The organism is Colwellia sp. E150_009, assembly GCF_053543955.1.
The window spans coordinates 1-13,998 of the sequence record NZ_JBHFOM010000003.1 but is presented as its reverse complement, the minus strand read 5'-3'; the positions used below and the strand labels follow the sequence as shown (position 1 = coordinate 13,998).

The 13,998-nt window shown below is 38.8% G+C and carries 11 protein-coding genes and 1 pseudogene; all 12 read right to left on the bottom strand.

Going from position 1 to position 13,998, the window contains the following annotated elements; all coding sequences use genetic code 11:
* Positions 1-9 precede the first annotated feature (9 nt).
* Positions 10-417 carry a flagellar protein FlaG gene (locus tag ACE1OF_RS02095; RefSeq protein ID WP_448892366.1) on the bottom strand — a complete coding sequence of 136 codons (408 nt, stop codon included), beginning with the start codon at positions 415-417 and terminating at the stop codon, positions 10-12.
* 159 nt (positions 418-576) lie between these two features.
* Entirely contained in the window at positions 577-2,019 is a 1,443-nt protein-coding gene (locus ACE1OF_RS02090; RefSeq protein ID WP_448892365.1) for a flagellin N-terminal helical domain-containing protein, read from the bottom strand.
* 388 nt (positions 2,020-2,407) lie between these two features.
* Positions 2,408-3,877, bottom strand: a complete 1,470-nt coding sequence (locus ACE1OF_RS02085) for a flagellin (protein ID WP_448892364.1) — start codon at positions 3,875-3,877, stop codon at positions 2,408-2,410.
* A 297-nt stretch (positions 3,878-4,174) separates the two neighbouring features.
* On the bottom strand, positions 4,175-4,696 hold the full coding sequence (locus ACE1OF_RS02080; protein ID WP_448892599.1) for a flagellin: 522 nt from the start codon (positions 4,694-4,696) through the stop codon (positions 4,175-4,177).
* A 507-nt stretch (positions 4,697-5,203) separates the two neighbouring features.
* Positions 5,204-5,614: pseudogene (locus tag ACE1OF_RS02075) on the bottom strand (flagellin N-terminal helical domain-containing protein); the annotation flags it as partial.
* 174 nt (positions 5,615-5,788) lie between these two features.
* Entirely contained in the window at positions 5,789-6,997 is a 1,209-nt protein-coding gene (gene flgL / locus ACE1OF_RS02070; RefSeq protein ID WP_448892363.1) for a flagellar hook-associated protein FlgL, read from the bottom strand.
* 11 nt (positions 6,998-7,008) lie between these two features.
* Positions 7,009-9,003 carry a flagellar hook-associated protein FlgK gene (flgK, locus tag ACE1OF_RS02065; RefSeq protein ID WP_448892362.1) on the bottom strand — a complete coding sequence of 665 codons (1,995 nt, stop codon included), beginning with the start codon at positions 9,001-9,003 and terminating at the stop codon, positions 7,009-7,011.
* A 42-nt stretch (positions 9,004-9,045) separates the two neighbouring features.
* Positions 9,046-10,134 carry a flagellar assembly peptidoglycan hydrolase FlgJ gene (gene flgJ / locus ACE1OF_RS02060; protein WP_448892361.1) on the bottom strand — a complete coding sequence of 363 codons (1,089 nt, stop codon included), beginning with the start codon at positions 10,132-10,134 and terminating at the stop codon, positions 9,046-9,048.
* A 25-nt stretch (positions 10,135-10,159) separates the two neighbouring features.
* Positions 10,160-11,242, bottom strand: a complete 1,083-nt coding sequence (locus tag ACE1OF_RS02055) for a flagellar basal body P-ring protein FlgI (protein ID WP_448892360.1) — start codon at positions 11,240-11,242, stop codon at positions 10,160-10,162.
* A 74-nt stretch (positions 11,243-11,316) separates the two neighbouring features.
* A complete protein-coding gene (gene flgH / locus ACE1OF_RS02050; RefSeq protein WP_448892358.1) occupies positions 11,317-12,024 on the bottom strand; it encodes a flagellar basal body L-ring protein FlgH in 708 nt (235 codons plus the stop codon).
* A 149-nt stretch (positions 12,025-12,173) separates the two neighbouring features.
* The gene (gene flgG, locus ACE1OF_RS02045; RefSeq protein ID WP_448892357.1) at positions 12,174-12,962 is read right to left on the bottom strand and encodes a flagellar basal-body rod protein FlgG; all 789 of its coding nucleotides are present in this window, start codon (positions 12,960-12,962) and stop codon (positions 12,174-12,176) included.
* 46 nt (positions 12,963-13,008) lie between these two features.
* Positions 13,009-13,782: a flagellar basal body rod protein FlgF gene (locus ACE1OF_RS02040; RefSeq protein ID WP_448892356.1), complete on the bottom strand. Its 774-nt coding sequence runs from the start codon at positions 13,780-13,782 to the stop codon at positions 13,009-13,011.
* Positions 13,783-13,998: the final 216 nt, after the last annotated feature.

The following is a 13,998-nucleotide window of genomic DNA, read 5'->3' as shown; positions in this document are numbered from 1 at the left end:
CACTAAAAACTAGACTTTCGCATCAATAAAACCACCAACCATGTCTGATAATTTAGACACTAAAGTTAGTACTTCTTCTGAGGGATATTGTTTAAGTAAATCACCCGAGTCTTTGTCTATTACTTTAATAACGTCTCGACCTGAATCTTCATCAACTGAAAACTCTATGTTTCGATTTAAATCCCCAACAAAATCCTGCAATTGTTGCGCCACTTTATCTAACTGTTCAGCTGTTAATGGTTGATCAGCTGCACCTTCTGCTGAACTTTGAATAACTTTAACTTGCTGATCTTCTGTAATGACTTCTTCAGCTTGGTTATCAGCCGCATTACTGTGTGTAATGGTATCACTAGTACGCTTATATTCAGACGCTAAGCCTGATGACCCTAGCTCATTAACATTTTGGATAACATTCATTGCATGCTCCTTGTTTTACATTACACCACGGCTTTTATAATAGATATATACACCAATAATCAGTATAAATTATCGTGGCTACTTTATCAAAACACAAAAAGGAAGGAGTTTTGGCTCCTTCCTTTTTCATACTTAGGTTGAACCTGAACCTATACTGTATTAACCAATAAGGCTTAATGCAGCTTGTGGTAATTGGTTAGACTGCGCCAAAATTGACGTACCTGCTTGTTGCAATATTTGGTTTTTAGTCATTTGTGCCGTTTCTGTAGCAAAATCAGTATCTTCAATTCGACTACGCGATGCTGACACATTCTCTTGAACGTTAGCTAAGTTACTAATAGTATGAGAAAAACGGTTTTGTACCGCACCTAAATCAGCTCGGCTTGAATCGATTTGAGCCAATGCCGCATCAATCGCTAAAATTGCACTTTGAGCGCCTGATGAATCTACACCTGAAATATCAATTGACTCAATACTTGTTAATGCACTTGAACCACCCGTAGAAGCAATAGCGGCTGACCCTGTACCTAGAATTTCACTCACTGTAGCACCTGTCACACCAATTTTATCTGCCGATGACAAGTTAAGCTCTGCAGAAACACTTAGTGAACCTGTTGTAGAGGCAACTGCTTGACCACCAATAGTAAAAGCACTTGTATCGTTAGCACCTGTTGCTTCAATACCATCAACATCAGTTGCTTTAAAAGTAATGGTGTCTGTATCTTCATCATATACGGCATCGTAACCATCAGCTTGCATTTCTTCAGCTAAACGAGCAGAGTCACCACCAAAAGTACCTAAGTCATAGGTGTCAACCGCTGCGCCACCTTTAGATATTTCAATAGTAGATGAACTAGCCGCTTTAATTCCCGAAATAGTTGTCTCTAAGCTTGCTACCGCAGTAACACCTGCAGCAACAGCATTAATACTGTCCGCGATTGTTGCAGCGCCATCTTTATTATTAACAGTAACATCCTTACCATTAATATTTAAAACATCTGCCGTTGTATCCATATTAGCTGCCAGTGCGACGGTTTGCATATCACCAATACCTGTAGATGATAAAGCACCTTCACCTTTGATTTCATTAACGCCAATAGCATCAGCCGCCATATCACCTAAAGTCACATTAATGGTTTCATTAGCATTAGCACCAATTTGGAATTGTTTAGTACCAAAGCTGCCATCAAGTAATGCTGTAGCACCAAACTTTGTAGTTTCAGAAATACGGGTTAGCTCTTGTTGCAAAGCACCTACTTCTTTTTGAAGAGCTGCACGGTCGTCTGCACCATTTGAACCGTTAGCTGATTGTAATGCTAAATCACGCATACGTTGTAAGATAGCTGACGATTCTTGCATAGCACCCTCAGCAGTTTGTGCCATTGAAATACCGTCATTAGCATTTCGTTGTGCTACGCCTAAACCATTGATTTGTGAAGACAAACGGTTAGCAATTTGCATACCCGCAGCATCATCTTTTGCACTGTTAATACGCATACCAGAAGATAAGCGTTGCATTGACGTTTGTAACCCTTCGCTTGATTTGCCTAAGTTGCGTTGCGCATTAATTGATGAGGTATTAGTTATTACTGATAAAGCCATGGTAAACTCCTGATTACGTAATGTAATTATTTAGTTAGCTGTTTTAACCAGAAGCCGTTAATTAATCGATAATATTTCCAACAAATTAATCAAAGCAGCCCTGCACTAAACACCTTAACGGCAGCTTAAAAATTAACTTTAATCTTTTTTATAAAAAAGATTAAAAAAAACACCTTTCTCGAACAACAAGCAACAGAACTCATTGTTTAATAAGTATTTATCATAAAAATAAAATTACAGGTTACTCTTAATAAATTTATTTTTATTTCTAAATACAAATAAAAGATGCCGATCATACAAGCTCAAGACAATATCACTAGGCACAAAAAAGGGCTAAACCATAACAGATTAGCCCAATAAAACATGACAATGGTTAAATTTATCTAAATTATCCGCCCAATAAGCTGATAGCGGCTTGTGGTATCTGGTTCGCTTGCGACAATATGCTGGTTCCTGCTTGCTGTAGAATTTGATTTTTTGTCATTTCAGCAGTTTCTTTTGCAAAATCAGTGTCTTGAATTCGGCTTCTAGAGGCCGATACATTTTCTTGTACGTTGGCTAAATTACTTATGGTATGCGTAAATCGATTTTGCACTGCACCTAAATCGGCACGATTCTCGTCTATTTGTGATAACGCCGCATCTATAACTTCAATAGCAGCTTGCGAGTTAGCCGCTGTAACACCTGATATATCAATATCTTCAACAGAGTTTAAAGCACTTGTGCCACCAGCAGAAGCAATATTATTGCCGTTAAAACCTTGTCCTAATATTTCATTAACAGTGTTACCTGAAATACCAACTTTTTCTGCTGAAGATAAATGTAACTCTGCTGAATGAGACAAAGCACCTGCGCCCGAAGTGAGTAACCCTCCAGCTGGCCCCATTTGTATAGTACCCGCAGCAGAAGCTGTTACTTCAAAACCATCAATATCCGTTGCAGTAACATCTATACCACCCGCACCTGAGTTTAAATCTTGATCAAAAACGGCATTATACCCTGCTGCTTGTAGATCTTCAGTTAAGCGCTCCATATCGCCACCGTAAGAAGCAAGGTCGAAAGTATCTTCAATACTGCCTTCTTTATAAATATTAAAAATTCCTGCATCAGAAGCTGATAAACCCTGTATACGTGTAGTTAGTACGGCCTCAGCAGTGACACCTGTAGACTCATCATTGATATTGGCCGCTATTTGAGAAGCACCACTACCACTTGAAAAAGTAACATCGGTACCGTTTATATTCCAGGTATCTCCCGTTGTTCCCATATTAGCAGCTAACAGCGACGCTTCAATATCGCCAACACTATTGGCTGCAGCTGCAGTACCCGCGCCCTTAATTTGATGAGCACCAATGGCATCTGCTGCCATATTACCTAAAGTAACATTAATGGTTTCGTTTGCATTAGCCCCTACTTGAAATTGCTTAGTACCAAAGCTACCATCAAGCAAACTAGTCGCGCCAAATTTTGTGGTCTCCGCAATACGGGTCAACTCTTGCTGTAAAGCCCCAATTTCTTTTTGTAGTGACTCCCTATCATCAGCAGAATTTGATCCATTCGCTGATTGCAATGCTAAGTCACGCATACGTTGCAATATATTTGACGATTCTTGCATCGCACCTTCAGCGGTTTGCGCCATTGAAATACCATCATTAGCATTTCGTTGCGCCACACCTAAACCATTTACTTGTGAGGTTAAACGGTTGGCTATTTGCATACCAGCAGCATCGTCTTTCGCGCTGTTAATACGCATACCTGACGATAAACGTTGCATAGATGTTGCTAAACCATCACCAGATTTTGTTAAATTTCGTTGAGCGTTAAGCGATGAAATGTTAGTTACTACTGATAAAGCCATAATAATCTCCTAATAGTTATCTTTAGAAGCTTATTAACATAAAGAAGCCCCTCTTGAGTATTTTATAATCAAGAAACAAGCCAAAACTAAAATAATTATAAAAAACAATAAGTTAAACCAAAGACGCTATGTAAATTCATGGTAAACAAGTCAGCATTAAAGCTAGTTTTTATGTGATTTACTTTTTTAGTCAAAGGATTGGCGCAATAGAAAAACATAAAAAAAGGAAACCTTTTCGGGTTTCCTTTTTTATTATCGCTGAACAGAATTAGTTGTTCATGATGATGACGAAATAAACTAACCTAATAAGCTCACGGCTGCTTGAGGTATTTGGTTTGCCTGTGACAATATTGTAGTACCTGCTTGCTGTAGTATTTGGTTTTTGGTCATAGTTGCTGTTTCGGCCGCAAAGTCAGTATCTTGAATTCGACTACGTGATGCTGACACATTCTCTTGAACGTTAGCTAAATTGCTAATTGTATGAGAAAAACGATTTTGAACAGCACCCAAAGACGCTCGAGACGAGTCTATTTGAGCAAGTGCCGCATCAATTGCTTTAATAGCATCTTGCGCACCCGATGAGTCTACACCTGAAATATCAAGTGATTCAATACTGGTTAATGCGCTAGCCCCACCTGTAGAAGCAATAGCAGCAGTTCCCGTGCCAAAAATTTGATTAGCCGTAGTACCACTAACCCCTATTTTGTTTGCTGATGATAAATTAAGCTCAGACGAAACACTTAATGAACCCGTTGTACTAGCTACAGCCTGACCACCAATAGTAAAGCCACTTGTATCGTTAGCACCTGTTGCTTCCATTCCATCAACATCTGTGGCCTTAAAGGTAATAGTATCAGTACTTTCATCATAAACAGCATCATAACCATCAGCTTGCATTTCTTCTGCTAAACGCTCTGAGTCACCACCAAAGGTTGATAAATTGTAAGAATCAACAACAGAACCACCTTTTGAAATATTCAGAGTTGAAATACTATCAGCGCCAATACCTGAAATTGTTGTAGATAATTTTGCCTCTGCAACAACCCCTAACGCTTCAGCATTAATACTGTCAGCAATAGTTGCAGCACCATGTCCTGCACCAACGGTAACATCGCCACCGTTAATATTAATAACATCACTATCTATCGCCATATTAGTTGCTAGTGCAACCGTTTGAACATCACCTAAGTTATTTGATGCGTTCCCCGCACCTTTTATTTCATGAACACCAATAGCATCTGCTGCCATATTACCCAAGCTAACATTAATGGTTTCATTCGCATTAGCACCCACCTGAAATTGCTTAGTACCAAAAGTACCGTCAAGTAAACTGGTAGCACCAAACTTAGTGGTTTCAGAAATACGGGTTAGCTCTTGCTGTAAAGCACCCATTTCTTTTTGTAGTGCTGCTCTATCATCAGCGCCATTTGAACCGTTAGCTGATTGCAATGATAAATCACGCATACGTTGTAAAATAGCAGAAGATTCTTGCATTGCACCTTCAGCGGTTTGTGCCATTGAAATACCATCATTAGCATTTCGTTGTGCTACCCCTAAACCATTCACTTGTGAGGTTAACCGGTTGGCAATTTGCATACCTGCCGCATCATCTTTAGCGCTGTTAATACGCATACCGGAAGATAAACGTTGCATTGACGTAGCTAAGCCGTCACCAGATTTCGTTAAATTACGCTGTGCATTTATTGACGCAGTATTGGTTACTACTGATAAAGCCATAATAAACTCCTAATGTTTTAATATTATTTATTAGAAGCTTGTGCTGCAAGCCTCTTTACTTGTACTGATAACAAATAACAGCGGTTATTAATGTGCCGACAATTATTTGTTATCCTGTATTACTTGTTATTGAAAAGCATAAACAATGCCATTTTTATGAATGACACCATTTTTTTAAATATAATTGAATAAAGTTAAACCCTGTACCTTGGTAAAGGTTTGTTGCGAAGCTTGTAGCGCTATTTGAGACTGTTCAAATTCTGATATTGCTTTGGCGTAATCTAAATCTTCTATTTGTCCACGGTTTGTCGTTGTCGCCAATTCAGTATCTAAATGTCTATTCTTTTGTGTTTCAAGAACTTGCAAACGAACACCTGCATCTACTCGTCTAGAGGTGACATGATTTAAAGAGGATTTAAGCTGAGTAAGTATGGTGCTGTAATCTACTTGATGTTGCTCTTGATCAACTGACACAACGCCGCGTTCCATCCATTCAATGGCACTACTCACTGTTTCAAAAATACTAATTTCTTCTTTTTCACTGATAACAAAGCTGTCACCCGGCAGCGGATTGCCGCTTAAGGTTACATCAACACCGTCAAAGGTAATTGTTTGCCCCACTGTATAAGGAGCAGCAGGAAAAACAATACCACCACCACTATCGGTTACGGTTAAGTCATTAGTCACTGCGTCAAATGAGAAGGTATATTCATGCGGTGTAACCGCTGTATTGTATACATTACGATCAGCAACTTTGGCACTTTCAACCGCGACCCCAGAAGTATTAGTTGTATAATCAGCGACAAAATCACCAATTGCATTGTCAACCTTTAAAAAAGCCGCATCACCTGTTTGGTTGGTAGGTATGGTAATGTTTTTAGAAATTTGCAATTGGTTAATGCCTGTATCGCCACTGTAAACAACTGAACCGTCAGTTTTTTGGCTAAATGGCTGCAAATTAGTTTGAAAACCAGCAAAAATATAATCACCATTTTCATTTTGCGTGTTAGAAATATCAAGTAATTGGTCAAAACTGTCTCTCACTTGATTTGCTAGCGTTTGCAAATCTTCCGTAGACATACGACCATTATTGGCTTGCAATAAATCTTCTGTAATACGGTTTAAAACCAGTTCCGCATCAGCAAACACAACTTCTTGTAAATTGTTATCACTTTCAGCCATAGTAATATTGCGTTTATATTTCTCAATATTGGCTAAATCATCTTTCAAACCTGATAAAGTGCCATAAGAAACCGCATCATCTTTAGCCGTATGTATGCGCAAACCACTTGATATATGCGCCATTTGGTCATTAACATCTGACGATTTATTACTCATCATTTGAGCACTTTGAAAGTAAAATTGAGCTGTTGATACGCGCATGAAAAAACTCCTTACCTTACGGCAGCTAAAATAGTGTCAAAAATAGTATTTGCCGTAGAAATTATTTGTGATGCCGCTTGATAAGCTTGTTGAAATTTCAAAAGATTGGCAGCTTCTTCATCAAGGTTAACGCCAGATGTTGCTTGGTTTCGGTTATAAGCTTGTGTATATAAGGCCTGAGCTGTGTCTGCCACTAATGATGCATTACTCGCTTTAGCACCAACAACGGCAGTTGAAGTGGCTAAACTTTGGCTAAATGTTTTTTCACCTCCGTCAGTAACCCCTTTTTCTTGTGTTTTGGCCATCACCACCGCATGGTTACCGTTACCAACACCAAAGGCATCATTTAGCGTAAATGTTTCACGCGCATTAGCACCTTCACCAGCCAGATCTCCTGCAATTTCAATTTGAAAATCGGGTGAGCCAGCAGGAATGTCAATAGTGGCACTAGCCCCAGCAGCATAAGTACCTGACGCAATAGTCGGCGCAGGTGGTGGTGTAGTGCTGTTATATACCCGATAACTAAAAGTACCTGGAACACTTTCATATACATCAACCGTTATGTCATAAGTTCTGGCCGCTTCAGGATCAATCACATTAGTAACATTTATTGTGCCATCGCTAACATTACTTGTACTTGGTGTGACAGCAATAGCCGTGCTAGCAGCAATGGCGTTACCATCAGTTAATGTTGTTTTCATTAATGCAGCACTGTTCTTTGTAGGCTCTACTATAAACCTGTCTCCATTAGCAGGAACCCCTGTTTCAACAAATGAGAAACCATAATCTGGATTAGTAGGTGTATGTGTACCTGCAGGAGAGCCGCCACCTGGAGGACCTAAGTTTTCGTTACTGCCTGTCGTTAAATTGTATAGTGTAAAATCAGTACCATCGAAACGTACTTCAAATTCATCTGTAGGCACTAATGACACATCATTAATAGTAACTTGAGCACTCGTTGTGCCAGTATTATCAGAAAGAGATGACACCCTACCTTGTTGTAACTGATTAGTATTTATATCAGTAAAAATATTAGCACCTTGTAAACCGTTGAGATCTAAACCACTCGCTTGCGTGTCATTCAATGTTGACGAAATTGCCATTGCTAAGCGATCAATCTCTGTACGTATTTGTTTTAAATCATCATCTCTAAATTGAAAATTGGCACCTAAAGATCCGCCTAAGTCTTCCCCTTTAATTGCAACACTGCTGCTACCACTAACTAAACTTAACTGTGTCTTTTTTGCATCGGGGTCACCGGCATTAACTTGCAGGGTAAGGGGGGTAATTCCTGCCACTAACGTGGTGCCTTGACCTATCATGACCGTTTGAACACCGTGTTGATCTTCCACCGTAGTCACTCGCGTATAACCACTTAGCTCAGTAATTAGTTGATCTCGTTTATCAAGTAAATCATTAGGTTGACCTGATACGGTTAAGCCTTGAGAATGTGAAATTGTTTCATTCAACTTTGCTAATTCAATCGAAATTTCAGAAATTCTCGTGGCTACTTGGGTAATTTCACCGTTTACGGCGTCAGTCATTTGGCCAAAAGAATTGGTTAACTCATTAAAGTCACTACTTAAAATATTTGCTTGATTAAGCACTATGCTACGTAAGCCTGAATCATTGGGGTTGTCTGCAATACTATTGACGGCTTGATAAAAATTCTCTAAAGAATTCACAACCGCACCACCTGCAGTGCTCATGATTTGATCAAGCTGTGATAAGCGGGTATCTAATAAATCCGCATTGCCTAAATTACTTTGACTGAGTGTTTGCTCTTTATATGAAAATTCATCATATATTCGTGTAATGTCTTGAATGTAAGTACCAGAGCCAATGAAATTATTACCACTGGTTAACCCCATTGATGCATTTTGTTCTGCACGTTGTCGGTTGTAACCTTCAGTATTAACATTGGCAATGTTATTACCAGTAGTAGCCAACTGTTGTTGCGCTGCTAACAAGCCACTCACGCCGCTTTGGTATAAACTTACTGACATAATGATTGCCTCAACATTTATCGCAGCATGCTACGATTTGTTTTATTTAATGATTAAATTTGAGACTGTACGAAGTGTTGCCATTATTTTGTCGGCATATTGTGGATCGGTCGCATAGCCTGCTTTTTGTAAACCTTGCAAAAATCGCTCCACATTATCAGAATTTTGAAGTGCGTCTTGATACCTGTCGTTATCAGTAAGAAAGTTAACGTAGTCATTAAAACTTTCGTCTAATGATTGATAAGCACGAAATGGTGCTGATTTTTTTACCATTGCTCCTTGTTCAAATTCTAGGGTATCCTTTTGAATATGCTCGCCTTCCCAGCGATTATCAGCTTTTATATTGAACAAATTATGCGAACTAGTACCTTGTTTATCTTTAATTATTTTTGCTCCCCACCCTGTTTCTAGTGCGGCTTGTGCGATAACAACTTGAAAGGGAACCCCTATTTTTTCTTGAACAACTTTTGCAGGCTCAGTAAGCGCACTAACAAAGTCTTTTGGTTCAGCAAATGACGGCGCTGAAAAATTGACACCCTGTTTATTAGCATCTGTTTCTAATGTTGCTTTCCTTGGCGGTACAAAAGGAATTTGCGTAAACGTTTCATCTCGTTGACTTGACGCTGATGCAGTAGTAGTTTTTGAAAAAACGGCAAATGGATTAGATGGAGTAATCTGACTGTTATCTGGCGATAATGTTTCTTGATTCGAGCTAACGCCTGAAGGTTTATTATTTATTTTGCCAATGTTTCCATCACTTCGTAGCACTGAACTTGGGGTAAAGTTGTCACTGTCACCACCAAGTTGCCTGACAATAAGATCAGTTAAACCTAATGAGCCATTAGAAGATAATTCAATCGCCATTTGTTGATCATGCATATCACGATAAAATTTGGTTGATTCTGAATTAAATGGACTATCTGACTCTAATACATCTTCGGCTTTACGCATGCTTTTTAATAGCATTTGCATAAAAATAGCTTCAAACTGCTGCGCAGCTTCTTGTAATGCTGCTTTTTTACTTTCACCATCCGATTCTTTAGATTGTTGGCGAATAGAATTCAACCCCGTTAATTCTAATGAATTACGTGCTTGTTCAAAATTTGAGGTGTTAAGTAAATTATCAGCCATCAGTTTATACCGTTAAATTTTTACTCTAAATAACAATCAATTCGCCACGAATTGCACCCGCCTGATCGAGTGCTTCTAAAATAGCCATTACATCACCTGGGCCAGCACCTACTTCGTTAATGGCTCTGACAAGTGTGTCTAAAGATACGCCTGGTTCAAACACAAACATACGCGCATCTTCTTGTGTCATATTAACGCTAGATTCATTGGTCACCACGGTTTCACCTTCGGCAAAAGCACCTGGCTGAGACACTTTTTGAGTTTCATTTATGGTTACCGTAATACCACCGTGTGTAATTGCAGCAGCAAGTAGTTGTACTTCTGAACCAATAACAATGGTACCAGTACGCGAGTTAACAATGATTTTTGCAGAAGGTAATGCGGGTTCAAACTCTAAGTTTTCTAATACTGATAAAAAGCCAACACGGTCATTAATATCTCTTGGTGCCGTTACTTTTACTGACGTTGCGTCAATTGCTTTAGCCGAACCAGCAATAAGGCTGTTAATCGTGTCTGCTAAACGTTTTGCTGTGGTAAAATCAGAATTGTGTAAGTTAAATGTGATAGAGTCGCCCAGTGAAAAAGGAGACTTAATTTCACGTTCAACAGTAGCGCCATTGGCAATGCGTCCTACCGTAGGCGTATTTACAAGTATTTTAGAGCCATCAAGCCCCCCCGCGCCTAAACCACTAACCACTAAACTACCCTGTGCAACAGCATAAACATTGCCATCAAGGCCTATCAACATAGTTTGTAACAAGGTACCACCACGTAAGCTTTGTGCACTACCCATGCTAGATACAGTAACATCAATTGTTTGCCCAGGTTTTGCAAAAGCATTTAACTCTGCATGCACAGCAACAGCAGCTACATTTTTAATTTTAGGTTTTAAATTCTCAGGCATGGTAATACCAAAGTTACTTAACATGGTTTTAAAGCTTTGCTCGGTAAACGGACTTTGCTCACCTGTTCCAGGTAAACCAACAACAAGACCATAACCAATCAACTGGTTTGAACGCACCCCTGCCACATCAGTTAAGTCTTTGATACGCTGAGCCTGACTGTTAAAGGTCAGTAAAATAAAGATAATTGCTAAGACTGCTTTCATAATATTACTCTGTATAGGCGAAATTTGTATTTGTGTGTTTGAAAATAATACGTATTAGCTATAAAAACCAAAACCTATAATGGCCACCACGAACTACTGAAAAATTTAGTTAGCCAACCTTGCTCGTTCGCATCAGCAAAGCTTCCCGTTCCCGAATATTGAATACGCGCGTTAGCAACTTTTGTTGATAAAATGGTGTTATTTGAATTAATATCTTTTGGACGAATAATGCCTGTTAAACGAATATATTCATCACCATTATTTAATGTGATCCATTTTTCACCTCGGATCATTAAATTACCGTTAGGGAGTACTTTCAATACATGCACAGATATGTCACCACTTAAGCTGTTACCTTGATCGGACTTTGAATCTCCTTTGAAGCTATTATTTTGATTAACACCAAACTGTAACGACTTACCACTTATGGATGCAGGAACTCCACCCAAACCAATAATAGGGTCTAAAACCGCATTATTTTCTTTTTTCAACTCAGTTTTTGCATTTTTATTTGCTTGAGTGCTTTCACTCAATATAACGGAAATAATATCGCCAGTTCGGTGTGCTTTTGAGTCTGAATAAATATTATTGACATAGTTCTCTTTAAATAAAGAGCCTGTTGGAATAATCGACGCTTCTTCAACTTCAGGTAAAATCGGAGCAAAGTCAGGATCGTTAGGCAATGCCTTACTTAATTCAACCGTATTACTACACGCACTAAGTTGAGCAACAAATAAAACTACAACTAAATTTAAACTAATTTTATTCCACGTATTTTTCATAATTGCCTCCAACCTTTATGCTTTTATTTAATCTGTTATTCAGGCAATTCACTGCCTTTTACCTGAATCAAGTACAATCTAACTAACTGATTAAGTGCTTAGTTTTAAAACACAAACGGCCAATTTTGTACTATTTATATAAGCATTAATTATAATTGTTGATTGATATAACTTAACATTTCATCAACAGCTGAAATCACTTTTGAATTCATCTCATATACCCGTTGAGACTCAATTAAGTTAACCAATTCTTCTGTGGTATTAACATTCGACGTTTCTAAAGCCCCTTGCACTATCATGCCATAGCCTTCTAAACCTGGAACGCCTTCTTGAGGCGCACCACTTACACCAGTTTCAGTGAATAAATTTTGTCCAATGGGTTCAAGTCCTGTTGGGTTAACAAAGTTAACGGTATTAATTTGTCCAATAACAGCAGGTTCTGCTTGCCCTTGAACCGTTACAGAAACTTCACCGTCTTGTGACACAACAATACTTATAGCATCTTCAGGTATAGTGACTTGGGGTTGTAATAAATAACCCGCACCTGGTGTAACAATGTTTCCTTCATCATCTGTAGTGAATTGACCATTGCGACTGTACGCTGACGTTCCGTCTGGCATTAGAATTTCAAAAAAACCCTCACCTTGAATCATCAAATCAAGAGAGTTATCTGTTGTTAACATATCCCCTTGCGTATGAATTTTTTGCGTGGCAACAACTTTTGTACCTGCACCTAGCATCAAACCTGACGGTGCTTCACTATCATCTGCGGTACGTCCACCTGGCTGGTTAATGTTTTGGTACAGTAAATCTTCAAAAACAGCTCTACTTTTCTTAAAGCCAACCGTACTAGCATTCGCGAGATTATTTGAAATAACTGCAATGTCTTTGGTTTGTGCATCTAAGCCTGTTTTACTGATCCATAATGCTGGGTTCATACATCACCTCTAAATTTTAGATTGCTTTCGTCACTATAAGTAAACATTAGAATGCCCTTAATAATGAAGAGCTACTTGCATCAATTTCTTCTGCGGTTTTCATCAGTTTCAAATGCATTTCAAATTGTCTTTGCAACGCAATCATGTCTGTCATTTCAGACAAAGGGTTAACATTGCTTGATTCAAGCGCGCCACCTTGTATTTTCACGCTCACATCACTAAGCTCTACTTGACCATCTTTGCGTCTAAATAAGCCATCTTCACCCTTTTCAATTAGGCGAACATCAGGGTTAACTAATTTAATACGGCCAACTTCTTCTAGGGCATTATTTGGTGCTCCTTCAGGTTGAACCATAATTGTGCCGTCAGGAGAAATTTGAATATTACTTACAGGTAAAGGCAAAATAATCGGTCCATTGTCACCTAGTACCAGTTCGCCATTGGATGTTTCTAATGTGCCATCTTCTGTTAAACGCAAATGCCCTTGTCTGCTGTATGCTTCACCTTGACCAAAACCTAAAGTATCGGCATTAAATAATTCAGGTGTTTGCACAGCAAACCAACCATCACCTTTCACAGCGATGTCAAGAGAACGCCCAGTTGTTAATAAAGAACCCGAGTCAAAATTTTGGCTTGCACGTTCGGTCATGGCAAAAACACGTGTAGGTTGACCTTCACCAAATGCTTGCATAGTACGCGCCTGTGCTAAATCAGCCTTAAAACCAGTTGTTTTGGCATTGGCGAGGTTATTAGCGTTAATCGCTAGCGCCTGCATATTTTGTTTGGCACCGCTCATGGCGACATAAAGCATCTTATCCATAATGGTTTCCATAAAATAAAAATCGTTACTTTATTGAATGCAAGTAAAATGCCAAAAGTTGACTAGACGTATATGATGCGTTGTTTGGTATTCTGGTAAAAAAGAGAGGAAATAATACCAAGTTGATTAAGTTCTTTCCCACTCAGCGAGAATTAAAAGGCTTAGAGGCAAGGCATTGATTGAAGAGAATGGTCATTCCCTTGTCAAAATCAATAA

Bases quoted from the DNA above. Each gene is read 5' to 3' on its own strand.
- ACE1OF_RS02090 (WP_448892365.1), bottom strand. From the start codon at position 2,019: ATGGCTTTATCAGTAATAACTAATACCTCATCAATTAATGCGCAACGC.
- flgG (WP_448892357.1), bottom strand. From the start codon at position 12,962: ATGAACCCAGCATTATGGATCAGTAAAACAGGCTTAGATGCACAAACC.
- flgL (WP_448892363.1), bottom strand. From the start codon at position 6,997: ATGCGCGTATCAACAGCTCAATTTTACTTTCAAAGTGCTCAAATGATG.
- ACE1OF_RS02085 (WP_448892364.1), bottom strand. From the start codon at position 3,877: ATGGCTTTATCAGTAGTAACTAACATTTCATCGCTTAACGCTCAACGA.
- flgH (WP_448892358.1), bottom strand. From the start codon at position 12,024: ATGAAAAATACGTGGAATAAAATTAGTTTAAATTTAGTTGTAGTTTTA.
- flgK (WP_448892362.1), bottom strand. From the start codon at position 9,003: ATGTCAGTAAGTTTATACCAAAGCGGCGTGAGTGGCTTGTTAGCAGCG.
- ACE1OF_RS02080 (WP_448892599.1), bottom strand. From the start codon at position 4,696: ATGGAAGCAACAGGTGCTAACGATACAAGTGGCTTTACTATTGGTGGT.
- ACE1OF_RS02095 (WP_448892366.1), bottom strand. From the start codon at position 417: ATGAATGTTATCCAAAATGTTAATGAGCTAGGGTCATCAGGCTTAGCG.
- ACE1OF_RS02040 (WP_448892356.1), bottom strand. From the start codon at position 13,782: ATGGATAAGATGCTTTATGTCGCCATGAGCGGTGCCAAACAAAATATG.
- ACE1OF_RS02055 (WP_448892360.1), bottom strand. From the start codon at position 11,242: ATGAAAGCAGTCTTAGCAATTATCTTTATTTTACTGACCTTTAACAGT.
- flgJ (WP_448892361.1), bottom strand. From the start codon at position 10,134: ATGGCTGATAATTTACTTAACACCTCAAATTTTGAACAAGCACGTAAT.